Annotated in this window: 17 protein-coding genes and 1 tRNA gene; 5 read left to right on the top strand and 13 right to left on the bottom strand. The window is 60.4% G+C overall.

What is annotated here, in order from left to right:
- Positions 1 to 186 precede the first annotated feature (186 nt).
- From lon to ACOYNB_RS06790, 7 genes are all read right to left on the bottom strand, one after another.
- Positions 187 to 2607 (bottom strand): endopeptidase La, encoded by a 2421-nt coding sequence (gene lon, locus ACOYNB_RS06760; protein ID WP_422838355.1) that lies wholly within the window; start codon positions 2605 to 2607, stop codon positions 187 to 189.
- A 114-nt stretch (positions 2608 to 2721) separates the two neighbouring features.
- Entirely contained in the window at positions 2722 to 3999 is a 1278-nt protein-coding gene (gene clpX / locus ACOYNB_RS06765) for an ATP-dependent Clp protease ATP-binding subunit ClpX (RefSeq protein ID WP_422838356.1), read from the bottom strand.
- A gap of 136 nt (positions 4000 to 4135) precedes the next feature.
- Positions 4136 to 4744, bottom strand: a complete 609-nt coding sequence (clpP, locus tag ACOYNB_RS06770) for an ATP-dependent Clp endopeptidase proteolytic subunit ClpP (protein ID WP_422838357.1) — start codon at positions 4742 to 4744, stop codon at positions 4136 to 4138.
- Between the two features lie 240 nt (positions 4745 to 4984).
- Positions 4985 to 6301, bottom strand: a complete 1317-nt coding sequence (gene tig, locus ACOYNB_RS06775; protein WP_422838358.1) for a trigger factor — start codon at positions 6299 to 6301, stop codon at positions 4985 to 4987.
- A gap of 39 nt (positions 6302 to 6340) precedes the next feature.
- A tRNA-Leu gene (locus ACOYNB_RS06780) sits at positions 6341 to 6427 on the bottom strand.
- A gap of 106 nt (positions 6428 to 6533) precedes the next feature.
- The gene (locus ACOYNB_RS06785) at positions 6534 to 9677 is read right to left on the bottom strand and encodes an efflux RND transporter permease subunit (RefSeq protein WP_422838359.1); all 3144 of its coding nucleotides are present in this window, start codon (positions 9675 to 9677) and stop codon (positions 6534 to 6536) included.
- A 21-nt stretch (positions 9678 to 9698) separates the two neighbouring features.
- On the bottom strand, positions 9699 to 10829 hold the full coding sequence (locus tag ACOYNB_RS06790; protein WP_422838360.1) for an efflux RND transporter periplasmic adaptor subunit: 1131 nt from the start codon (positions 10827 to 10829) through the stop codon (positions 9699 to 9701).
- A gap of 186 nt (positions 10830 to 11015) precedes the next feature.
- Here ACOYNB_RS06790 and ACOYNB_RS06795 point away from each other — a divergent pair, with 186 nt between their 5' ends.
- Positions 11016 to 11945, top strand: coding sequence for a squalene/phytoene synthase family protein (locus tag ACOYNB_RS06795; RefSeq protein WP_422838361.1), 930 nt, complete (start codon positions 11016 to 11018; stop codon positions 11943 to 11945).
- Here the strand turns inward: ACOYNB_RS06795 and ACOYNB_RS06800 are convergent.
- Positions 11911 to 13092, bottom strand: coding sequence for a TIGR03790 family protein (locus ACOYNB_RS06800; RefSeq protein ID WP_422838362.1), 1182 nt, complete (start codon positions 13090 to 13092; stop codon positions 11911 to 11913). The two genes, ACOYNB_RS06795 and ACOYNB_RS06800, sit on opposite strands and share 35 nt — an antisense overlap.
- Positions 13093 to 13219: 127 nt before the next feature.
- Here ACOYNB_RS06800 and ACOYNB_RS06805 point away from each other — a divergent pair, with 127 nt between their 5' ends.
- A complete protein-coding gene (locus ACOYNB_RS06805; protein WP_422838363.1) occupies positions 13220 to 13960 on the top strand; it encodes an IclR family transcriptional regulator in 741 nt (246 codons plus the stop codon).
- Positions 13961 to 14064: 104 nt separating this feature from the next.
- Here ACOYNB_RS06805 and pbpG read toward each other — a convergent pair whose 3' ends face one another.
- The 5 genes from pbpG to ACOYNB_RS06830 all read right to left on the bottom strand — a co-directional run bounded on the left by pbpG (position 14065) and on the right by ACOYNB_RS06830 (position 20157).
- Positions 14065 to 15324 (bottom strand): D-alanyl-D-alanine endopeptidase, encoded by a 1260-nt coding sequence (gene pbpG, locus ACOYNB_RS06810; protein ID WP_422838364.1) that lies wholly within the window; start codon positions 15322 to 15324, stop codon positions 14065 to 14067.
- A gap of 109 nt (positions 15325 to 15433) precedes the next feature.
- Positions 15434 to 16975, bottom strand: a complete 1542-nt coding sequence (locus tag ACOYNB_RS06815; protein ID WP_422838365.1) for a 2-isopropylmalate synthase — start codon at positions 16973 to 16975, stop codon at positions 15434 to 15436.
- 42 nt (positions 16976 to 17017) lie between these two features.
- Positions 17018 to 17866, bottom strand: coding sequence for a CDP-diacylglycerol--serine O-phosphatidyltransferase (gene pssA / locus ACOYNB_RS06820; RefSeq protein WP_422838366.1), 849 nt, complete (start codon positions 17864 to 17866; stop codon positions 17018 to 17020).
- Between the two features lie 33 nt (positions 17867 to 17899).
- Positions 17900 to 19222, bottom strand: coding sequence for a mechanosensitive ion channel family protein (locus tag ACOYNB_RS06825; protein ID WP_422838367.1), 1323 nt, complete (start codon positions 19220 to 19222; stop codon positions 17900 to 17902).
- A complete protein-coding gene (locus tag ACOYNB_RS06830; protein WP_422838368.1) occupies positions 19222 to 20157 on the bottom strand; it encodes a histone deacetylase family protein in 936 nt (311 codons plus the stop codon). The genes ACOYNB_RS06825 and ACOYNB_RS06830 overlap by 1 nt, the downstream gene beginning before the upstream one ends.
- 49 nt (positions 20158 to 20206) lie before the next feature.
- Between ACOYNB_RS06830 and ACOYNB_RS06835 the strand changes: the two genes are divergently transcribed.
- The 3 genes from ACOYNB_RS06835 to ACOYNB_RS06845 are packed head-to-tail and all read left to right on the top strand — an operon-like array spanning position 20207 to position 24398.
- Positions 20207 to 21178: an AAA family ATPase gene (locus ACOYNB_RS06835; protein WP_422838369.1), complete on the top strand. Its 972-nt coding sequence runs from the start codon at positions 20207 to 20209 to the stop codon at positions 21176 to 21178.
- A complete protein-coding gene (locus ACOYNB_RS06840; RefSeq protein ID WP_422838370.1) occupies positions 21175 to 22239 on the top strand; it encodes a DUF58 domain-containing protein in 1065 nt (354 codons plus the stop codon). The genes ACOYNB_RS06835 and ACOYNB_RS06840 overlap by 4 nt, the downstream gene beginning before the upstream one ends.
- Positions 22236 to 24398, top strand: a complete 2163-nt coding sequence (locus ACOYNB_RS06845) for a transglutaminaseTgpA domain-containing protein (protein ID WP_422838371.1) — start codon at positions 22236 to 22238, stop codon at positions 24396 to 24398. Before ACOYNB_RS06840 ends, ACOYNB_RS06845 begins: the two co-directional genes overlap by 4 nt.
- Positions 24399 to 24420 lie beyond the last annotated feature (22 nt).

Genomic DNA, 24420 nt, shown 5'->3' on the forward strand with positions numbered 1-24420 from the left:
TCTCGACCTATACCTTGGCAAGGTATCGCTCTACCAACTGAGCTAATCCCGCATTGATTCGCTTTACGCAGATGCTCTGGCATTGCTGCCTGCTTTGCTGCGTCGATCACCACCGGAAGCAGTGATCAGCGAAGAATTGAACTATAGCGCATTTTTGCCAGCTTCGTCAATGCGCTCGAACTTTTTTCAGTGTTTCAGCGTCTCGTTGTTCGATGCCGACACTGCTGCCGCCTCGGGCTGAGCCTCCACCTTGGCCTCTTCCTCTGGCAGGGCCTCAGGCTGACGCTCCAAGGCGACTTCCAGCACCTTATCGATCCATTTGACGGGCACGATCTCAATCGACCCCTTCACGTTTTCAGGGATCTCAGCCAGATCCTTGACGTTTTCTTCAGGGATCAGCACGGTCTTGATACCACCACGGTGCGCGGCCAGCAGCTTCTCCTTCAGGCCACCGATCGCCGTGACCTCGCCACGCAGGGTGATTTCACCCGTCATGGCCACGTCCGCACGCACCGGAATGCCTGTCAAGGCCGACACAAAGGCCGTCGTCATGGCCGCCCCCGCAGACGGACCGTCTTTGGGTGTGGCGCCATCCGGCACGTGGATGTGGATGTCGCGCTTCTCGAACAACTCGTCCTTGATGCCCAGACGGCGTGCACGGCTGCGCACCACCGAGCGAGCGGCTTCCACCGATTCCTTCATCACGTCGCCCAGTTGCCCGGTACGGATGATGTTGCCCTTGCCGGGCATGATCGCGGCTTCGATGGTCAGCAGATCGCCACCCACTTCGGTCCATGCCAAGCCCACGACCTGACCCACCTGGTTCTCCTTCGTGGCTTCGCCATAGCTGTACTTGCGCACACCCAGGAAATCATTCAGGTTCTCGTCTGTCACAACCACCTTGTCGGTGTACTGCTTGAGCGCAAAGCCCTTGACCGTCTTGCGACAGATCTTGGAAACCTCGCGTTCCAGCGAACGCACCCCTGCCTCGCGGGTGTAGTAGCGGATGATGCCGCGGATGGCGCTTTCCGCCACTTCCAACTCGCCATCCTTCACGCCGTTGTTCTTGATCTGCTTGGGCAGCAAATACGTCTGAACGATGTGCACCTTCTCGTCCTCGGTGTACCCAGCCAGACGAATCACCTCCATCCGGTCCAGCAGCGCGGGCGGGATGTTCAGCGAGTTCGATGTGGCGACGAACATCACGTCCGACAGGTCGAAATCCACTTCGATGTAGTGATCACCAAAGGTGTGGTTCTGCTCAGGGTCGAGCACCTCCAGCAGTGCCGACGAAGGGTCACCACGGAAGTCCATGCCGAGCTTGTCGATTTCGTCCAGCAAGAACAAAGGGTTACGCACACCCACCTTGCTCAGGCTCTGCAACACCTTGCCAGGCATCGAGCCGATGTAGGTGCGACGGTGACCACGGATTTCAGCCTCGTCACGCACACCACCCAAGGCCATGCGAACGAACTTTCGCCCCGTGGCGCGGGCAATCGACTGCCCCAGCGAGGTCTTGCCGACGCCGGGTGGCCCCACCAGGCACAGGATGGGCGCCTTCACCTTGTCCACGCGCTGCTGGACTGCGAGGTACTCAAGGATGCGCTCCTTGACCTTGTCGAGGCCATAGTGCTCTTCGTTCAGCACCGATTCGGCATGTGCCAGATCGTGCTTCACCTTGGACTTCTTGCTCCATGGCAGGCTCACCAAGGTGTCGATGTAGTTGCGCACCACGGTAGCCTCTGCTGACATCGGCGACATCAGCTTGAGCTTCTTCAGTTCGGCTTCAGCCTTCTTGCGTGCTTCCTTGGGCATGCGCGCGGCTTCGACCTTTTTGGTCAGCTCTTCGAGGTCTGCACCCTCTTCGCCTTCGCCCAACTCCTTCTGAATGGCCTTGACCTGTTCGTTCAGGTAGTACTCGCGCTGCGACTTCTCCATCTGGCGCTTCACGCGACCACGGATGCGCTTTTCCACTTGCAGGATGTCGACTTCGTGCTCCAGTTGCTCCAGCAACTTTTCGAGACGCTGCGACACCGAGAACAGATCCAGCACCGACTGCTTGGCTTCCAGCTTCAGAGGCAGGTGTGCCGCAATGGTGTCAGCCAGACGACCGGGATCATCAATGCCCGAAATCGACGTCAGGATTTCAGGCGGAATTTTCTTGTTGAGCTTGACGTACTGGTCAAACTGCTGCGTAACCGCACGGCGCAGGGCCTCAACCTCTGGGGTCACATCGCCTTCGGGCTGGATGGGCGACACCTCGGCGGTGAAATACTCGCCGGTGTCATCGATCGACAGTGTGTTGGCACGCTGAACGCCTTCCACGAGCACCTTGACGGTCCCGTCGGGCAGTTTCAGCAATTGCAGGATGCTGGACACGCAACCGATATCGAACATGTCCTCGGCTTTGGGCTCGTCCTTGCCTGCAGCCTTTTGAGCCACCAGCATGATCTGTCGACCCGCTTCCATCGCAGCTTCCAGGGCCTTGATGGACTTGGGGCGCCCCACGAACAGCGGGATCACCATGTGCGGGAAGACCACCACATCGCGCAGCGGCAGCAGCGGCAGCTTAATGGGGTCAGATGGAAGAATCGGATGTCCAGACATATAGGGCTCACTTTCTCTGACGCCCACTTGGGGCCTCATCGACAAAACACAAGGGCACCGCGAAAACCAAAAGACAGGTTTTCAGCGATGCCCCCTCGAGCGCTTCACGCGCGCTCAGGCACTGGCCTTGGCCTGTTCCCGATACACCAACAACGGCTTGGCGTTCTCTTCAATGGTGGACTCATCAATGACCACCTTCTGCACGCCCTCCTGTGCGGGCAGTTCGAACATCGTATCCAGCAATGACTGTTCCAGAATAGAGCGCAATCCACGAGCCCCGGTCTTGCGGGCGAGCGCCTTGCGGGCGATGGCATGCAAGGCGGCCGGGCGGATTTCGAGTTCCACACCATCCATATCCAGCAGTTGCTGGTACTGCTTGACGAGCGCATTTTTCGGCTCGGTCAGGATCTGGATCAACGCATCTTCGGTCAACTCGCCCAGGGTGGCCACGACCGGCATCCGACCGATCAGTTCGGGGATGATGCCGAACTTGATCAGGTCTTCGGGTTCCACTTCGCGGAATACCTCGGACACCTTGCGCTCTTCCTTGCTCTGGACTTCTGCTGCAAAACCGATGCCGGACTTCACGGAGCGGGCCTGAATGATCTTTTCCAGACCATCGAACGCGCCACCGCAGATGAACAAGATGTTCGTCGTGTCGATCTGCAAGAAATCCTGGTTCGGATGCTTGCGACCACCTTGGGGTGGCACCGACGCCATCGTGCCCTCGATCAGCTTGAGCAGGGCCTGCTGCACACCCTCACCCGACACGTCGCGGGTGATGGAGGGGTTGTCAGACTTGCGAGAAATCTTGTCGATTTCGTCGATGTACACAATGCCGCGCTGCGCCTTCTCCACCTCGTAGTTGCAGTTCTGGAGCAACTTCTGGATGATGTTTTCGACGTCTTCACCCACATAGCCGGCTTCGGTCAGTGTGGTCGCATCGGCGATCACAAACGGTACGTTCAGCAGGCGAGCCAGGGTCTGAGCCAGCAAGGTCTTACCCGAGCCGGTAGGGCCGATCAGCAAAATATTGCTCTTGGCCAACTCGACGTCGGGCTTCTTGCCATCGCCCTGCCCCATGTGCTTGAGGCGCTTGTAGTGGTTGTACACCGCCACCGACAGAGTACGCTTGGCAATGTCCTGCCCGATCACATACTGGTCCAGGCTGGACTTGATTTCGGAGGGCGTCGGCAGGTCACTGCGTGCGGGGCGGGAGGCCTCGGCTTCGGCCGCCACCTCGTCACGGATGATGTCATTGCACAAGTCAATGCATTCATCGCAAATGAAGACGGACGGGCCGGCGATGAGCTTTTTCACCTCATGCTGACTCTTTCCGCAGAAAGAGCAGTAAAGGATTTTTTCGCTAGAGGAGCCTTTTTTATCGGGCATAGAGCAGGCCTGTCAGAGAGTCGGCAAGAAAATCAAGGGCATCATAAGTCAAGAGCCCCCACGTCTAATCCACCAAATTGGTGCGCTGTGGCACTACTTTTACCGGACACCATTTGATGTGGTGAGGGCGAGCAACTTACTGACGCTTCTCGATCACCTTGTCGATGAGTCCGTAAGTGGCAGCTTCGGCTGCCGACATGTAGTAATCGCGTTCAGTGTCATTCTGGATCTTGTCCAGAGGCTGGCCGGAACGCTCCGCCAGAATCTTGTTGAGTTGCTCACGCGTCTTGAGAATCTCACGTGCGTGAATTTCGATGTCCGTGGCTTGACCTTGCGCACCGCCCAAAGGTTGGTGGATCATGATCTTGCTGTTCGGCAGCGCAAAGCGCTTGCCCTTGGCGCCTGCCGCCAGCAGGAAGGCCCCCATCGAAGCCGCCATGCCCATGCACAGTGTCGACACATCGGGTTTGATGAACTGCATGGTGTCGAAAATCGACATGCCAGCGCTCACACTGCCACCGGGCGAATTGATGTACAGCGAGATGTCCTTGTCAGGATTTTCGCTTTCCAGGAACAGCAACTGTGCGACGACCAAGTTGGCCGTTTGATCGTTCACCGGCCCCACCAGGAAGATCACACGCTCACGCAACAGACGGCTGTAGATGTCGTAGGCGCGCTCGCCACGACCCGATTGCTCGATCACCATGGGGACCATGCCCAGGTTCTGAATATCCAGTGCGCTCATAAGCTTCCTTCGGTGCAGCCCTGCCTGAGGGGCAAGACCCGTTTATTGAGTTTCGGACGATTATGACGTGCGAAAAGGCCGACTCTAAGGCGGGAAAAGCCGCCCTGCGCCGGCCCACGTCATTCCGTTGTATGCATGCATACAAAAGATTCGCACAAAACAAAAGGCACCTGCCCCTGAAGGGGATGCAGGTGCCTTGTCAGGCGCAACCTGTTGGCTACGCCCTGGTGCGAGACCCAATTAGCCTTGTTGGCCCATCAGTTCTTCGAAGCTCATCGGCTTGTCGGTGACCTTGGCCTTCGACAGGATGAAGTCAGCCACGTTGCCTTCGATGACAACAGCTTCCACTTCCGCCATGCGCTGACGGTCGCTCATGTACCAAGCAACGACTTGAGCGGGTTGCTCGTAGCTTTGTGCCAGTTCGTTGATGTGAGCTTGCAGTTGCTCAGGCTTGGCAGCCAGGTCATTGGCCTTCACCAGTTCAGCCACAGTCAGGCCCAAGCGCACGCGACGCTCAGCTTGAGGCTTGAACATTTCGGCAGGAATCGGAGCCTTGTCCGCGTCAGGAATGCCACGAGCCTTCAAGTCAGCGCGAGCACCTTCCAGCAGACGCTCGGTTTCAGCATCAACCAGGGCCTTAGGCAGGTCGAAGTCGACCAGCTTCAGCAGGGCTTCCATGGCGGCAGCCTTGTTGCGGGCAGCGATGCGGAACTTGACTTCGCGCTCGAGGTTGCGCTTGATGTCGGAACGCAGGGTATCGATGGAGCCATCGGCCAGGCCCAGGCTCTTGATGAACTCTTCGTTGAGTTCGGGCAGGTTCTGGGCTTCAACCTTCTTGACGGTGACCAGGAAATCCGCTTCCTTGCCAGCGACATCCTTGCCGTGGTAGTCCTCGGGGAAGGCCAGAGGGAAAGTCTTGGACTCACCAGCCTTCATGCCGCGGACAGCCTTCTCGAACGCTTCGAGCATTTGGCCTTCGCCCACCAGGAACTGGAAGCCTTCAGCCTTGCCGCCGTCGAAAGGCACGCCGTCGATCTTGCCTTCGAAGTCGATGGTCACGCGGTCGCCGTCAGCAGCGCCTTCGGAGGCCGGACGCTGAGCGAACGTGCGACGTTGCTTGCGCAGGATCTCAACGGTACGGTCGATGGCAGCGTCGTTGACTTCAGCAGTCGCGCGCTCGACTTCGGCCGAAGCCAGATCGCCGATGGCCACTTCAGGATAGACCTCGAAGGTGGCGTCGAACTGCAGTTGACCTTCAGCTGCATCACCCTCCTTCTCGGAGATGGTGGGCTGACCAGCCACGCGCAAACCGGCTTCGTGAGCAGCCTTGGCGAAGGCAACGCCCAGTTGGTCGTTCACGACTTCGTACTGCACGGAATAGCCGTAGCGCTGGGCCACAACATTCATCGGCACCTTGCCAGGGCGGAAGCCGTCGGCCTTGGTGGTGCGCTGCAGCTTCTTGAGGCGAGCGTCGACTTCGTTTTTGAGGGCGTCGGCTGCCAGCGACAGCGTGATGCGGCGCTCCAGCTTGTCGAGGGTCTCCACGGTGATAGCCATGTTTTGAACTCGCAGAATGAGTATTTAAGAAAAATCGTCTGGTGCGCGGGGGGGGACTCGAACCCCCACACCATTGCTGGCGTCAGGACCTAAACCTGGTGCGTCTACCAATTTCGCCACCCGCGCGCTGACTTAGAAAGTTTGCCCGGCGAGCCGGACGAGCCGACCACCGAACATAGCAATTTGGTCCAAACCGTAGATTCTAGCGCGGCTCAGACCAAGTTTTGAGCACTCAAGCGGGTGTCGAACCCTCTCGTCGCACTCGGAACCAAGCCGCGTACATGGCCGGCAATGCCAGCAGGGTCAGCGCCGTCGCCACGATCAGGCCACCCATGATGGCCACAGCCATCGGGCCCCAGAAGGTGCTGCGGCTCAGCGGAATCATGGCGAGGACTGCCGCAGCTGCCGTCAGGACGATGGGGCGGAAACGACGCACCGCAGCATCCACGATGGCATCCCAAGCGGCCACGCCCAGCGCACGATCCTGCTCGATCTGGTCGATCAGGATCACCGAGTTGCGCATGATCATGCCCATCAAGGCGATCACGCCGAGCAGTGCCACGAAGCCGAAGGGGCGATCCAAAGCCAGCAAGGCCATCGCCACGCCCGCGATCCCCATGGGCCCGGTCAGGAAGACCAACAGCGCGCGCGAGAAGCTCTGCAACTGCAGCATCAGCAGCGTGAAGATGATGAACAGCATGGTGGGAAGGTTGGCCATGATCGAGCCCTGCCCCTTGCTGCTCTCTTCGGTCGTCCCCGCGACCGCTACGCGATAGCCTGCCGGCATGCGTTGCTGCAGTTCCTGCATCTTGGGCCACAAGGCAGTGGTCACTGTCGGGCCTTGCACGCCATCGCGCACGTCCCCTTGCACGGTGACGGCAAACAAGCGGCCTTCACGCCACAGCACGCCGGGCTCCCAAACCAGCTGAGGCTTGGCCACCTGCAACAAGGGAATCATGCGACCGGTGGCAGAAGGCACATAGGCGCTGTCCAGCGACTCCAGGGTCACACGCTCGGATTGCGGCGCACGCAACTCGATGTCGATCAGGCGATCGCTCTCGCGATATTGGCCCACGATCGTGCCGGAGGTCTGCGTGCGCAAAGCCTGGGAAATCGACTGCGTGGTCACACCCAAGGCACGGGCCTTGTCCTGATCCACTTCCAGACGCAGGGATTTGACCGACTCGTTCCAGTTGTCGTTGATGCCATGCATGTCTTTGTGAGCCCGCATGATGGCCTTGGCCTCGTCTGCAAAGCGGCGCAAGGTCACAACGTCAGGCCCCTCCAGGCGGAACTGAACCGGATAGGCCACTGGTGGCCCGTTCGGCAACAGCTTTACCCGGGCACGCAACTCCGGAAACTCCTCAGCCATCACCGTCACCAAGCGATGACGCAACGCCTCACGAGCCGCAAAACTTTCCGGCAACACGACCGCCTGGCTGACGTTGGTTTGCGGGAAGATTTGATCCAGCGGCAGATAGAAGCGCGGCAGACCTGAGCCCACCCAGGTGCTGACCGACTTGACGCCCGGCTCCTTCAGGAGACGTGCCTCAAATCGCCGAGCCATGTCTTCGGTAGCCTGGAAGCTGCTGCCTTCCGGCAGCCACAGATCCACCAGAATTTCCGGACGGTTGGAGTCCGGGAAAAACTGCTGCTGCACCTTCCCCATCCCCATGACACCCAGAACCAATGCCCCGATCGTCAAGCCAATGGTGATCCAGCGGTGTTCCACACACCAGTTCACCAGCTTTTTGAAACGGCTGTAGAACGGGGTGTCGTACAGATCTTCGTCGCTGCCATGCGCGATCTTGGGCTTGGTTCGCAGCAGTTGCTGCCCCAAGTAAGGCACAAAGTACACCGACACCAGCCAGGAGATGACCAAGGCCGCAGCAGTCACCGCAAAAATGGCAAAGGTGTATTCACCTGTCGCTGAATTGGCCATCCCGATGGGGAGAAAACCAGCGGCGGTGATCAACGTGCCGGTCAGCATGGGCATGGCCGTCAGGTTGTAAGCCGCCGTCGCGGCGTGCACCTTGTCATAGCCTTCTTCCAGCTTGTGGACCATCATTTCCACGGCGATGATGGCGTCATCCACGAGCAGGCCCAGCGCGATGATGAGCGCCCCAAGCGAGATCTTGTGCAGCCCCACGCCCCAGAACTTCATCACCAGGAAGGTCAAGGCGAGCACCAAAGGAATGGTGATGGCCACGATCAACCCAGGCCACACGTCCAGGCGCCAGGGCTTGGTATGCAGGCCCAGACTGAGGAAGCTCACACCCAGCACCACCACCACAGCCTCAATCAGCACTTTGACAAACTCGCCCACCGAACTCGACACTGTGGCGGGCTGGTTTTGAATCTGATCCAGTTCGATACCGGCGGGCAGATCGTGGCGAATGTGTTCAGTCGCTTCGGACAAACTCTTGCCCAGCGCAATGATGTCCCCGCCCTTGGCCATGGAAACACCCAGCGCGATCACTTCTTTGCCTTGATGGCGAACCTTGGTCGCTGGCGGATCCTGGTAGGCACGCGTAACCGTTGCGATGTCACCCAGCTTGACGCTGCGAGCTTGGCCAGTAACCGGATTCATCACGCGGATCGGCAACACACGCAGTTGATCGACCGACTGGAATGCGCCATTGACGCGCATCTGCACATTGGCCTGCTCGCCAGCATAGACCCCACCGCCTTCGACGGCGTTTTGAGCATTCAGCTGCGCAATCACCTGGTTCATGTCGATGCCCAGCTCAGCCAGGCGGCGCTGAGGAATCTCGATGAAAACCTTTTCCGGCTGCACGCCCCACAACTCGACCTTCGCGACGTTGGGAATACGCAGCATGTCGGAGCGCACACGCTCGGCAAATTGACGCAACTCTTCATGCGAGAAGCCGTCTGCCGAGATCGCATAAATCGACCCGTACACATCCCCGAATTCGTCATTGAAGAACGGCCCCATCACGCCTTGCGGCAAGGTGTAGCGCATGTCGCCGACCTTCTTTCGCACCTGATACCAAAGATTGGGAATCTCCTTGGGGGGCGAACTGTCCTTGACCATCATGATGGTCAAGGATTCACCCGGCTTGGTGTAAGAGCGGATTTTGTCGGCGTACGGCACTTCCTGGAGCGTGCGCTCGATCTTGTCCGTCACCTGCTCAGCCACTTGCTGAGCGGTGGCGCCGGGCCAGTAGGTTCGCACCACCATGGCGCGAAACGCAAAGGGAGGATCTTCGTCCTGACCCAAAGTAAAGTAAGCCGCAACCCCCAAAACCATCAGAACGATCATCAGATAGCGGGTCAGCGCCGGGTGTTCCAACGCCCACAACGAGATGTTGAAGCGCTGCTTGCCAGACCAGGACGTGTTCGTACCGTTACTCACCGGTGTTTCTCCGTGCGCTGGTTATTTGGATGCCGCAGAAGCTGGCACCGAAGCGGGCGTGACAGCATCTGGTTGGTAGCGGCGCACCTTTTGACCCTCGGTCAACACATGCACGCCGGCGGTCACCACTTCCTGACCAGGATTCAGGCCTTTGCTCACCAGAATCACATTGCCGCTGATGTCTGCAGTCACCACGGGCACGGTCTTCACGGTCATGGATTGCCCATCAAGCACCCACACCGCTGAATGTCCGCCCTTCTCGACCAGTGCGTTGAGGGGAACACGCAAGCCACCGTTGGCTCGCACCGTGGTGTTGAGCATGACCGTCGCCGTCTGACCCAGGCCGAAATGATCGCTGCCCACATCCGCCTTCGCCAGGTAGGTGCGTGTGACCGGATCCGCTGCGGCCGCCATTTCCCGCAGGGTCACCGGCGCCCAATCGGCGCTGCCCCAACGGCGAACTTTCAAGGCACCGGGCTTGCCAATCAGCGCGCGCACCGCTGCCCCCATGTCTTCCGGCACGGAAAACACCGCATCACGGGCACCATCATGAGCCAAGGTGAGCACCGGCTGGCCGGCAGCGACAACTTGGCCAGGCTCCAGATCCACAGAGGTGATGACACCCGCTGCGTCTGCCACCAATGCCGAATAATTGGCCTGATTGGTCTGGACACCGGCCTGGGCGCGTGCCTGCTGCAAGCTGGCTTGTGCCGCACGGTTGGCGGTTTCGTGACGCTCAAGCTCTGCCGAGCTGATGAAGCCTTGTGCGCGCAATTCGGTGAAACGCTTCAGATTGGAGGCCGAGAGTGCCGCATTGGCCTCTGCAGCTGCCACACCTGCACGGGCCGCATCCTGAACAAGACGCAAATCCTGCGGATCAAGCTGCGCCAGTACCTGCCCTGCCTTGACGGCTTGCCCCAGAACCACCGCACGCTGCACCACCTTGCCCCCCACGCGGAACCCCAGTCGGGACTCATGTCGCGCACGGATGTCTGCCGCGAACTCACGCTCCAGCACGCCCCCCGCGTCGGTCAGAACCATGGTGCGCACAGCGCGCACCGGCGCCTCAGTTGGCTGCGGCTTGCTACAAGCAACCAGCAAACTCAGGCAAAGGGGCATCACAACACAGGCAGAGGCCTTGGTCCAGCGCATGGTGTTCATTCTTGTCGTCATAGAAAAATGGGGCCGGAAAGCTGCCTGGCTCACGCCCTCGGCATGCCTCTTCCCGACATCACAGGCCGCCATAGTAACTGACTCGCGGGTCAGTAAGAAATTTAAGGTCTTCCTTTGCCTGCTTCCCGACACATGGACAATAGGGCCCGCAGCAGACTTTGAGCCATGACCGACCGTTCACAACCGCCCTCAGCCCCCTCTCCCGCAACCGACGCGCCCCCCCAGGACGCTCGGCCGGAGCGGCTCGCACACACCTTCCCTCGCCCCGGCAGCAGTCTTTATCACGCACTGAAGGTGGTGCCAGCACAACAGCGCGCCCCCCTCGAAACCTGGCTGACGTGGTGGCACGAGACCGCCCTCATTCCTTATGAGGTGCGAGACCCCGGTGTTGCCGAGCAAAAGCTGACTTGGTGGCTGAGTGAACTCAAGCGTGTCGAGCAAGGGCAAGCGCAACACCCGCTGTTGCAGCGCATCAAGGCCTTCGCCCTGCTGCCAAACTCCCCGACATGGCCGGAGTGGCCTCTGTGGTCACAACAGATCGAGGGTCTGATTCAGTTGGTCCATCAAACACGCTGGCTGGACGATGGCAGCCTGCAGCGACATGCACGACAAACCACCGGTGCTGCGGCAGAAAGTGCTGCGGTCCTGCTGGGCGCCACGAGCGACGCTGCCCGCTCGGCAGCCAATCTGTTGGGCGTCGGCTTGCGTCAAGCCCATCAACTGGGTCGATTGGGACAGGATGCACGCGCAGGTTGGGTCAATGTGGCCATTGATGTCTTGCAGACCCACGACGTCAAGGCTCACCAACTTACCCGACCGGACGCCCAACAAGTGCCCGCGGGCTGGTCCGCCCTGCTGGGGCATTTGCACGCACAGGCCCATGCAAGCCTCGATCAGGGGCTGTCAGCCATTCGAGCACTGCCACGCTCCGAGCAGCGCGCGTTGAGACCCCTGATGGTGTTGGCCCACATTCAATTGGCGCAAATGGCGGCAGTCGCCAATGGTGGCGATCTGGTGTTGCATCAGCGCATCGTCCTCACCCCACTCATGAAGAGCTGGATCAGTCAGAAGGTCCGCTGGGGACTGTTGAAGTAGGCCCTGTCACCCGTCGGGCGAATGGCGCAGCCAGAGGCTCACCGACAAACAGTCCTTGCTGCGGCCACAGAACGCTTTTCCAGTAGGCCTCAATGGCCGTGGCGCCCTGCAAATAAAACAGCAGCAAGGCCTGAGGGTGGGGAAACTTCTGCAAATGGGCACACGGCTCACTGGCAGTGCCATAGCTGGCCGTTGCACCAGCATCGATCCACGACAGTGCCGTCATTTGCCCGTGAGGTTTGTCGAGCACACCGCCAAACGACGTCAGATGATCCGCCAGCGCACCGGGCAGGAAATGCACGGTCTCCAGATGGTCGACCATGGTTCGCCCTGTCAGATAGATGAGTACACGGTCGGCATCGCGCAAGGCGTCAGCCTGATCCAGTACAACGTCGACCCCCAATTTAGGCTGGAGTCCCGCAGGCGGAAACAAGCTTCTGCGACGACTTCTCACTTCATCGCTGGTGGTGACAAAGTGGGCTGCCACCGGCAAACCGCCCCGAAGTCCCAAAGTGCCATCAGCGCTGACACCTCGGTCAATCAAGGCTTTGGCTGCCGGAATGTCTTTGGAGGCCAGCAGCATACTCAAACGCATGTGATGCTCTGAATAGGGGCGAGATGACGCCGAGCCGAAATAAGAAGATGGACGTGTCGGTGCGCAGGTGTTGCTGCAGACCTTGGGATCAAAACCCATTGCAAGCGCCCCCGTGATGGCATTGCACTCGACGGCGTAAGGCAAGCGCCAGATCAAAGCGAGCGCCTGAACCCGCTCCCCGAAGTGCGAGTCGATTTTCTTGCGCAGCTCCTCAAATTCCGCTGACGTCAAGGTGCCTTTGACCGGCAAGCGCACGTGCAAGACCTGGCCTTCAGGAATATGACGAGCCTTGAGGTAGTAGGCCCCCACCTGCACGGAATAAGGATCGTCATCGTTGATGACCACCCCCAGGTCCTTGGACTGAAGCTGCCCATACACACGGGGCACCGTCATCCACCGTCGAGCGGGCTGAGCTTGAGACGCAGGCGTGGCACCGCTGGCGGCTGCAGCCGGCGAGTCAGGCACAGCCAAGCTCTGCCCGGCGCCAAGCAAGCAGAGACACCACAGCACAAGCACGCCTCGCATGGCGCCGAAGAAGCGGGAAAAGTACATGAATGTCATGAGAACCCGAACATTCGCACCAAGAAGGTTCGTAAAACAGCTCAAGCCCAGGATTATTTCGCCGATTGAGGGTAGATCCCATGTTTCGAAACCTGGTTCCCAAGAGGATGCCCCCCAGATGAGCGACACCCCACACAACTCGACGTCCATCCAAGTGCTCAGCCGAATGTTTTCGCTGCTGGACACACTGGCGCAGGAAGGCGATGCTGTCTCGCTTAAGGTCATCAGCGAGAGGACCAGCCTTCACCCATCCACCGCGCACCGGATCTTGAACGATTTGGCCGTGGGAGGCATGGTGGAGCGTTGCGGCCCGGGCAGCTACCGACTGGGCATGCGCTTGCTGGAGCTTGGCAACCTCGTCAAGGCTCGGCTGGATGTGCGCGAACTGGCTGTCAGACCCATGCAAGACCTCCATCGACTGACTGGGCAGCCCATTGCCTTGTTTGTCAGACAAGATGACGAGGCTTTGTGCGTCGAGCGAACCGTGAGTGAACGCGCTGGGGTACAGGTCACCCGCGTGATGGGCCTGAGACTGCCGCTCATTTCAAGCGCAGCGGGCAAGGTTTTGCTGCTGAACGACTCGGCCAGCAGCTTGCAAGCCTTGGTCCCGATCGGCACGCGCCCGGATCTGTTGCAACTGGAGCTTCAGCAAATTCGCCAAAGCGGTTTGGCACAAGACCGAGATGCCCGCGATGCTGGTGGCTACAGTGCGGCCGTGCCCGTGCTCGATGACATGGGGCACATTTGTGCAAGCCTGAGCCTGACCAGTGCCAACCAACCCCTTCAGCCTGAGTGGCTGGATGCTCTGCGCGGCTGTGCGCAGAGGGTGTCAAACTCTTTAGGCTGGCAGCACAGTTGAGCACACACCCATCCAAAAAGAAAACCGCGCCCCAAATTGGGAGGCGCCGTTTTCGTTTGGGATGGATGCCAGCACCACTACTTGTCGGCGCTTTGCACAACGCATCAAGAAGCGTTGTTGACCTGCGCTGAGGCGCTCACGGTGCGACGAGTCTGCCCACCATTTTCAATCCAGCGACGGACACGCTCGGCGTCAGCCTGGCGAGAGTACTTGCCGGTAGAGTCCAGAAACACCATGATGAACTTGCGGCCAGCCATCCGGGCCTGCATCACCAAGCAGCGGCCTGCCTCAACGATGTAGCCCGTTTTCTGCAAACCGATGTCCCACGAAGGATTACGCACCAAGCTGTTGGTGTTACGGAACTGAACCTGCCGCGCGCCAAGGCGAACTGCATACTCAGGCGATGTCGACAACTCGCGGATCAAAGGTTGCTGATACGCCGATCGAACCAGCGACGCCAGATCACGAGCGCTCGACTGGTTACGGCTGCTGAGGCCAGTGGGGTCGACATAACGGGTGTCATGCATGCCCAAGGCACGAGCCTTCGTATTCATCGCATTGACAAACGCCCCCAGACCACCCGGGTAGGTCCGGCCCAAGGCGTGTGCCGCGCGGTTCTCTGAGGACATCAAAGCCAAATGCAGAGCCTCACCACGGGTCAAGGTGGTGCCAACCGCCAAGCGCGAACTGCTGTTCTTCTCGGTGTCGACATCGTCGGCCGTGATGGAAATTTCTTCATCCAAAGGCTGATGCGCGTCAACCACCACCGTGGCCGTCATCAACTTGGTCAGCGATGCGATGGGCAGCACAGCGTTGGAGTTCTTGTCGAACACCACCTCGTTGGTATCCTGATCCAGGACCAAGGCAACGCTGGACTTCAGATCGAGGGGATCCGGCGTGTGGTGTAAGCCGTACAGCTGACCGAACGAAGCGCCCGATGCGCTGGATGCCGCAGCCACGTTGGCCATGCCGGCCACCGGCATGTGGGTCGTCGACTGACGCAGGACCACAGGCTTCACTGGCGCGACGGCTGCGACGCGAGGTGCGCGCTGCTCTGCGCGAGCCTGACGAGACTCGGCCTTGCTACCGCGGGCACGACGATCTGCCACCTTTTCGGCTTTGCGCTTGCTCGCAGACGCAACCTTCTTGGTCTTGTCCGACTTGCTGGCCACGTCCCGCTTTTCGGCGGCATTTTTCTTGCCCTTGCTCGATGCAACAGCCTTGGACTTTGTCGCTGCAACGGCCTTCGTCTTGGCTGAGGCAACCTTCTTGGTCGCAGCCTGAGCCGAGACACCCAGGGACAAAGACAGCACCCCGGCGAGCGCCAAGATCAACCAGTTTTGCTTCCAGTTTGTGCGAGTCACAGTACAACCCTTTCGTCTTACCTAAAGTGTAAATAAAAAACGCGCAAGATCAAAGACTTACGCGTCCTTTATCAAGTAACCCGCAAAAGCAGGCCACTCACGCCTTGGTTCAGCCTTGGGCTGCGACGCGTTCGGCGTTGCTGTGCAACTTGTTCAGGGCCGACAAATAGGCCTTGGCCGAGGCCACCACGATGTCCGGGTCTGCACCCACCCCGTTCACCACGCGACCGCCCAATTGCAGTCGCACGGTCACCTCACCTTGAGATTCTGTGCTTCCCGACGTGATGGCATTCACCGAGTAAAGTTGAATTTCCGCGCCACTTTTCACAACGGATTCAATCGCCTTGACGCTGGCATCGACCGGGCCGTTGCCTTGGCTTTCGGCGCTGTGCTCGACATTGCCAGCCGCGAACACAACCCGGGCGTGGGGGCGTTCGCCCGTTTCGGAGCCTTGCGACAAGGCCACCAGGCGATAGTGCTCTTGCTCGCTGGTCACGCTTTCGTCGCCCACCAGAGCAATGATGTCCTCGTCAAAAATCTCGCTCTTGCGGTCAGCCAGTTCCTTGAACTTGGCGAACGCGGCATTGACTTCGGCTTCCGAGTCCAGATCGATGCCCAACTCTTGCAGACGTTGTTTGAACGCATTGCGCCCCGACAACTTGCCCAGCACGATCTTGTTGGCGGCCCAGCCCACGTCTTCGGCACGCATGATTTCATAGGTGTCGCGCGCCTTGAGCACGCCGTCCTGGTGAATACCGGATGCGTGCGCGAACGCGTTGGCGCCGACCACGGCCTTGTTGGGTTGCACCACGAAGCCCGTCGTCTGAGACACCAGACGGGACGCCGGCATGATTTGACGGGTGTCGACCCCGACATCCAGACCGAAGTAGTCACGACGCGTTTTGATCGCCATGACGATTTCTTCCATGGCGCAGTTGCCGGCGCGCTCGCCCAGACCGTTGATCGTGCACTCCACCTGACGGGCACCACCAATCTTCACGCCAGCCAGGGAATTGGCCACGGCCATGCCTAGGTCGTTGTGGCAATGCACCGACCAGATCGCCTTGTCGGAGTTGGGCACTTTTTGACGCAGTTCGCGGATGAAGTTGCCGTACAACTCGGGGATGCCATAGCCCACCGTGTCAGGGATGTTGATGGTGGTGGCCCCTTCGGCGATCACGGCTTCGCAGACGCGCGCCAGGAAATCGAGTTCAGAGCGGTAACCGTCTTCAGCAGAAAACTCCACGTCCGAGGTCAGGTTACGGGCGAAACGCACGGCCAACTTGGCCTGCTCCAGCACCTGCTCGGGCGACATACGGAGTTTTTTCTCCATGTGCAATGGGCTGGTGGCAATGAAGGTGTGAATCCGCCAGGAATTGGCACCCTTCAGGGCCTCAGCCGCACGACTGATGTCGCGGTCGTTGGCACGGGCCAACGAGCACACCGTCGAATCCTTGATGACGTCGGCGATGGCCTTGATGGCCTCAAAGTCGCCATTGGACGACGCGGCAAAACCCGCCTCCATGACGTCCACCTTCATGCGCTCGAGCTGGCGTGCGATGCGCAGCTTTTCCTCGCGGGTCATCGAAGCGCCGGGCGACTGTTCGCCGTCACGCAAGGTGGTGTCGAAAATGATCAGCTTGTCGGTCATGGTGTGCCTCCGGGGGCAGAAAGTCGTTCAGGCTGCTCGCGCTCAGCGATGCAAGCCGGCTTCGTCAGGCTCGTCGGTCGAGGTGGAAATGACGCTGACGGGCTTGCCCTTCATGCGCTTCCAGATGTAGACGCCGTACCCCGACAGGCCGTACACCACGAACACACCAAACAGCACGATGGGCGGATGGATGGTGATGACTGCGATGCCGAGTGCAATGGCCACCACGGCAATGAACGGTACCGTGCGGCGGAAATTGACGTCCTTGAAGCTGTAGAAAGGCACGTTCGTCACCATGGTCAAGCCGGCGTAAAGGGTGAACGCACAAGCCAGCCAGACCATCCAGGGCAAGGAGGTGGCGTTTTCACCCATGTCGGTCACGACCCAGATCAGGCCCATGACCAGCGCGGCGGCTGCAGGGCTGGGCAGGCCTTGGAAGAAGCGCTTGTCGACCACGGCAATGTTGGTATTGAAGCGCGCCAGACGCAGAGCAGCGCCAGAACAATAGACAAAGGCGGCGATCCAGCCCAGTTTGCCCATGTCCTTGAGCGCCCATTCGTAGACGATCAGCGCCGGTGCGGCGCCAAACGACACCATGTCAGACAGGCTGTCCATTTGCTCGCCAAACGCGCTTTGCGTATTGGTCATGCGAGCGACACGGCCATCCAGGCTGTCGAGCACCATGGCACAGAACACGCCAATGGCCGCCTGCTCAAACTGACCATTCATGGCCATGACGATGGCGTAGAACCCACCGAACAGGGCGGCCAAGGTGAACAGATTAGGAAGAATGTAGATGCCCTTGCGACGCGGACGCGGTGCGTCATCCACGTCATCGGCGACGTCCACAACGAGATCGTCGGCCTTGGGCGATTGGGAAGATTGGGTCATGCGGTGGCCAGCCCGCCGAAGCAGGCAGAAAACTCAGGTTGCGCTGGAGGATACCTCATTGGGATGAGGGATCTGGTGAACGACGCGCTGGGGAAACGGAATCTCGACCCCCAACTCGTTCAGGGTCCGCAAGATCGCCAGATTGACCGCAGATCGGGCTGCCAATTGGCCGTTTTCCGGATCACGAATCCAGAACGTGACGGTTAATTCCAAGCCATCGGAGGCAAAGTTGGAGAGGAACACCGTCGGTGCAGGATCAGGCAGCACGCGATCCACCCGCCGGATGGCTTCGAGGAGTTGCGGCATGAGCCAGTCCATGTCCGTGCCGTATGCCACCTGCACCAGGGTCGTCATGGCCATTTTGGTGTCGGCCAGCGACGCGTTTTCCACGCGCTGGGTGATCAACAACTCGTTGGGCACCACCGACTCGCGTCCGTTCGAAGCACGCAGCACGGTGTACCGGGTGTTGATGTCGGTGATGCGGCCTTCAAAGTTGTCCACCCGCACCAGGTCGCCTATGCGCAGACTGCGCTCGGCCAGGATCACGAAACCACTGACGTAGTTGGCCGCCAATTTTTGCAAGCCGAAACCCAGACCGACGCCCACCGCACCACCGAGCACCGACAGCGCCGTCAGGTCGATGCCAGCGGTCGACATGGCCAGGATGAGGCCCACAACCAGCAGCAAGGCCCGGATGGCATTGGCGGCAATCTTGCGCAGCGACAGGTTGTCGGTCGCCCCCTTGAGCAGGCGCGCCTCGATGGCAGACGACAGCGACAAGGACAGGATCAGCACGAGCACCGCGCTGAGCGAACCTTCGACCAGGCTGCGCAGGGTGACCCGAGCCGCACCGATCTTCCAGTGCACGTCCTCCATCTCGTCGAGGATGATGGGCAACACCCCGGTGATCCACATCACAGTGGCCAACCAGGCCAGCCAAGATACGGTCCGCTCGACCACGCGCACGGCCTGAGAGTCGGGGAACACGGCTCGCAACACTTTGACGGTCAATCGGATGACCGTGAGCGACATCAGCACCGGCAGCGCGACCCGGAAGACGACCATGGGCAGGTCGCCCAGGAACAAGCGGCGCGCGCCCAGCGCCAGCAACAGCGCCAGCACCGGAAACAGCACCCCGTCGATGATGCGGCGCCCGAACCAGATGGACTTGGGATCGACGTGACGACCGCGCCAGAGGCGAACCAGCGCCCAAGACAAGCCCAGGCACCCCAGCAGCACACCCATTTCAGCCCACGCGGGGGCCTCGCCCAACTGGCCGATCAGGTGTTCAAGTTCGGTCGCGGTCAGAGGGTGGGTGGCGGTGACGGAACTGGACGGATTCATGGAAACAGACATCAATACTCAAGCAGCGTGCGAACGTGGGTGGCAGCGCTGCGCGCCAGCGAGTCCAGGTTGTAGCCCCCTTCCAGGCAGGACACCACGCGGCCTTGGCAATAGCGTTGCGCCAAATCCAGAATTTTTTGGGTAATCCAGGCGTAGTCAGCCTCGACCAAACCCAGCCCCCCCATTTCGTCTTCACGGTGCGCATCGAAACCGGCCGAGATGAAAATCATGTCGGGCTTGAAGTCTTCAATGCGGTAGAGCCAGTAACTTTCGACCACATCGCGGATGGTGGAGCCGTTGCTGCGAGAAGGCACGGGCACGTTCACCATGTTGCCTGCGCGACTCTCGGCCCCGCAGTATGGATAGGCGGGGTGCATGAAAAAACCGAGCATCAGCACGCGATCGTCGCCTGCGAGGATGTCTTCGGTGCCGTTGCCGTGGTGCAGGTCAAAGTCAACGATGGCCACGCGCTGCAGGCCTCGGACGTCGAGCGCATGCCGCGCGGCCACGGCCACATTGTTGAAGAAGCAGAAACCCATGGTCTGCCCACGCAACGCGTGGTGTCCGGGCGGACGAATGGCACAGAAAGCGTTGTTGACCGACCTGTCGATCACTGCGTCGGTTGCTGCGATGGCGGCACCCGCGGCGCGCCAGGCGGCAGACCGGGTGCCGGGGCAAGCCCAGGTGTCCGGGTCCAGTGCACGGGTGTCGCCCGTGGCTTCCAGTTGCTGCAGGAAATCGTCCAGCGTCAGGACGTAATTCATTTCATGGGCCAGCGCCAGGTCGCTGTTGTCCGCCATGGGAACGTCGCGATGGTCGAGGCGAGCATCGAGGCCCTCTTCTTTCAGTCGGGCCTCGATGGCTTCGATCCGTTGCGGACACTCCGGGTGCCCCTCCCCCATGTCATGGAACAGACAGTCGGGATGGGAAAAGTAGCCGGTCGTCATGATTCAGTCCTGCTCTGCACGTCAGACGGGTTTCAGGTAATGTGGCGGCATGCTCCGCAACGACAAAAACCCTCTTCAGGCGCACACGGGGGGCGCCACTTCGGCCAGTCCATCGCAGGTCACGCAGCTAATCGATCAGGTTAGCACGATCATCGTGGGCAAGCGAGAGCAGGTCACGCTGAGCGTGATCTGTCTGTTGGCTGGCGGCCATTTGCTAATTGAAGACGTACCCGGTGTGGGCAAGACCACCTTGTCGCAATCATTGGCCCATTGCCTGGGGTTGACGCACGCGCGCATCCAGTTCACAGCCGATTTGCTGCCCTCAGACTTGATCGGGGTCAGCGTGTACGAGCGGCAAAAGGAGGCGTTTGTCTTCCATCCAGGGCCGGTGTTTGCGCAGGTGCTCCTGGCCGATGAAATCAACCGGGCCGGACCACGGACCCAAAGTGCGCTGCTGGAGGCCATGGAGGAGCGGCAGGTGTCGGCCGATGGCGAGACCCGCCCCCTGCCCTCACCGTTTTTTGTGATCGCCACGCAAAATCCATCGGATCAGTTGGGCACCCACCCTCTGCCCGAGTCTCAACTGGATCGGTTTGCCATGCGTTTATCGCTGGGCTACCCCTCTCAGGAAGCGGAGCGAGCCCTGCTGACGGGCGCAGATCGGCGCGGCCTTCTGGCAAGCCTGCTGCCCGTGATGCAGCCAGAACAATGGCTGTCGTTACAACGGGCCATTGAGTCGGTGCATATTTCGGACGGGTTGCTGGACTATCTGCAAGCGTTGATCAGCGCCACGCGCGATGGGCGCTGGTTTGCCTTGGGTTTGAGTCCCAGAGCAGGCTTGTCGCTGCTGCGACTGGCGCGCGCGCGCGCGCTGGTCTTGGGTCGGGGCCACGTCTCCCCAGAAGACATTCAGGCACTGTGGGTGCCAGCCGTTGCCCATCGCCTGCAGGTCTTGCCGCAGTCCAACCGCAGCAGTGCGGCGCAAGCGCGTGCATTGCTGGAAGCGACGCCCGTTCCATGACGTTGCTGCATCGCTGGCGTGACAGTTGGTCGGCTCGTTGGCAAGCCTGGTGGAGCGCACGGCTGCCCCGCAAAGACGATCTTCGACTGACGCAACGCAACGTCTACATCCTGCCGACCCGTGCAGGCTGGGGCTTTGCCGCCGTCATCCTGATCTTGCTGGCGGCGTCCATCAATGAGCAAATCAATCTGGGTTACGCGCTGACATTTCTGCTGGCGGGCACAGGCTTGGCCGTGATGTACCAAACGCACAGCAACCTGCAGGGATTGCGGATGAGTTTGCTGGCGCCTCATGGCGTCCATGCCGGTCAAGCGGTACGACTGACGGTGCTGGCTCACAATGATCAGGGGCGCAAGCATCGGTTAGGCCTGCGCCTGGGTTTCAGTGCGCGCTTCCTGGCTGACAAACAGACCTCTGTGTTGCAGGACCTGACACCCTTTGAGGTGACGGCGGGCGGAGACACCACCGTTGAGCTTGAAACGCCCGCAACTCGTCGCGGCTGGATGGACATGCCCACGGTGGTCATTGAAACGGGCTTCCCCATGGGCTTTTTCAGAGTTTGGGCCTATTGGCGCCCTCACAGTCGGGTGCTGATTTGGCCGGCGCTGGAGCCTCACCCTCCCGCACTCCCCGAGAGCGCCCCAGATCAGAATCAGGCCGTGATGCCCAGTGCAGCGCAGCGGCATGCAGACATTCCGGATGGATTGCGTGACTACCGCCGAGGCGATCCATTGCGGTGGATTGCATGGAAGAAGTCCAGCCACGCCTTGGCCTCCGGCACAGGCCTTGTGACGCGCGAGCCGGTTCGCGGGCGCTCCCCTGACCTGTGGCTAGATTTCGATGCCTCGCCTGGCATGCAAGGATTGGCGCTGGAATCGCGCCTGTCGCGCTTGGCCACGTGGCTGGTGATCGCAGAACAGGTCGCTTGCGACACGGGTGGCCGCTACGGCCTTCGTTTGCCGGGTGTGCAAGTGGACTGCGACAGCGGCCCGCATCACCTGAAGACTTGCCTGGACGCATTGGGAACGTGGGCCACTCCGCCTGCGGAGCGTCACGCATGACCGCGCATCTCCGCCTGCTGTGGTCGACAACAAGGCTCAGTCGAGAGGGACGTGACACGCTGTGGCTACTGGCTGCGTTACTTATGACCGTGGCCCCTCACTTGCCTCGCCTGCCCTGGTGGTGCGCCAGTGGCGTGGTGCTGGCCATCGCCTGGCGAGCCCAACTTGCTTGGCGAGATGCCCCATTGCCGCCTCGGTGGGTCAATTGGCTTGCGCTGGCTGCGTGCCTGGCTCTCACTTGGCGCACCCATCACTCGCTGATGGGGCGTGAGGCTGGCATCACCCTGGTCACCGTGCTGGCGGCACTGAAAACACTGGAATTGCGCGCTCGGCGCGATGCGCTGGTCATCACCTGCCTGGGTTTTTTCCTGGTACTGACGCAGTTTCTGTACTCGCAAAGCATCGTCATTGCAGCGCTCATGTTGCTGGCCACAGTGGCTTGGCTGATTTCATTGATCTTGGCGCAGCGCCCCATTGGGCGCCCCTCCATCTGGTCAGCCTGGCGTACAGCATGCCTCAGCATGCTCCTCGGGTTGCCTCTGATGGTGATGCTGTTCCTGTTTTTCCCGCGGTTTGGACCACTGTGGCGCTTGCCCGGTGACGCCGGGCCAAGAACGGGACTTTCAGACGACATGAAGCTCGGCCACGTTGCCGAATTGGCGCTGGACGACTCGATTGCCATGCGCGTGCGCTTTGCGTCCGCGCTGCCTCCGCCGCAAAAGCTGTATTTCCGAGGGCCTGTGCTAGAGCAGTTTGATGGCCAGACTTGGACACAAGCACCCCGGGACAGCACCCGGATGGATGCACTCCAAACCGGGCCAGAGCGATCCCCCCAAGGCACCTCGCCATTGAATAACAGCGTGAGCTATCAGGCCACCATCGAGCCCACCCGTTTGCGCAGCATTGCCTTGTTGGAAGGCACATTCCAGGCGAGCCCCGCCCCGCCCCTAAATGAGCCTAAATTGGTTCGACTCGGACGCAACTGGTTGGCTGTGCAGCCGCTGACAGAACGCGCGCAGATCAATGCCAAAGCCAATTTGATGGAATCTGAGGAGGATGTGAGCCTGACTGATGCGGATCGGCTCCGGCTCGTCGCACTACCCCAGGGTTTCAACCCCCGCACGATGGTCTGGACGCGAGATTTCTCCACACGGGCCGGCCTGGTCTCAGCCAGTGCGGACCAGAAGGTTCTGGCCGTGTTGCGCTACATCCGCCAGGAAAACTTTCGCTACACCTTGTCCCCTGACGCCGATTTGCCACCGGGAGCATCCCCATCCCCACACCAAATCGATCGGTTCTGGTTGGATCAGCGGGCAGGATTTTGCGAGCACTTCGCCAGTGCCATGGTGGTGGTGCTGCGCAACATGGGGGTGCCCGCGCGCATCGTGACGGGTTACCAAGGGGCAGAGAAAAATCCCTTTGACGACTGGCTGGTGGTCCGCAACAGCGATGCACATGCTTGGGCCGAATACTGGTCTGACACGCACGGGTGGGTTCGCGTCGACCCGACCGCCGCCGTGGCACCTGAACGCATCGAACGCCCCCGACGCTTTGACACAAGGGCGCGCAACGTCAATGACACCCTGCCCGGTCTTGATGCGGCCTACTGGCACACCGCGAGAGCCTATCTGGAGGCTGCCAACCACCGTTGGAACATGTGGGTGCAAAGCTATTCACGTCAACAGCAGTTGGCCATGCTCAAGGGGTGGGGCATCAGCGAGCCAGACTGGCAAGATCTGTTGCGACTCAGTGCTGCTGGCTTGGTGTTGAGCAGCGTCGTGGGTGGCATTTGGCTATGGTGGCAACGCCCTGTCCGACGCCAATCGCCATGGCATAAGCGGATGTGGCAGTTGCACCAGACCATGCTTAAACTGTCTGGCCGAGCGCCCCCGCAGATGCCCTATCCAGCACCGGCACTCGCTTGGGCTCGGCTCATCGAAGGCCTGAAAACGGATCCGACCACGCAGGGCATTCAATGCGAGCTGGTCGATCGGCTGCATGAGTTGGATCGACTCCGTTACGCCCGCTTACCCCACCTGTCTGCGCAACAATCGCAGAAGGCCGCGCAAGCCGAAATTCGATCCATCGGCAAACTGGTCAAATCGTGGCGAGCGCACGCCAATACGGCCCCGTCGCGCCGCGCAGATCAGGCACACTGACAACCAAGCCGGTTGCCACCGG

It is taken from the genome of Aquabacterium sp. (assembly GCF_049317225.1).
GTDB lineage: Bacteria > Pseudomonadota > Gammaproteobacteria > Burkholderiales > Burkholderiaceae_C > Aquabacterium.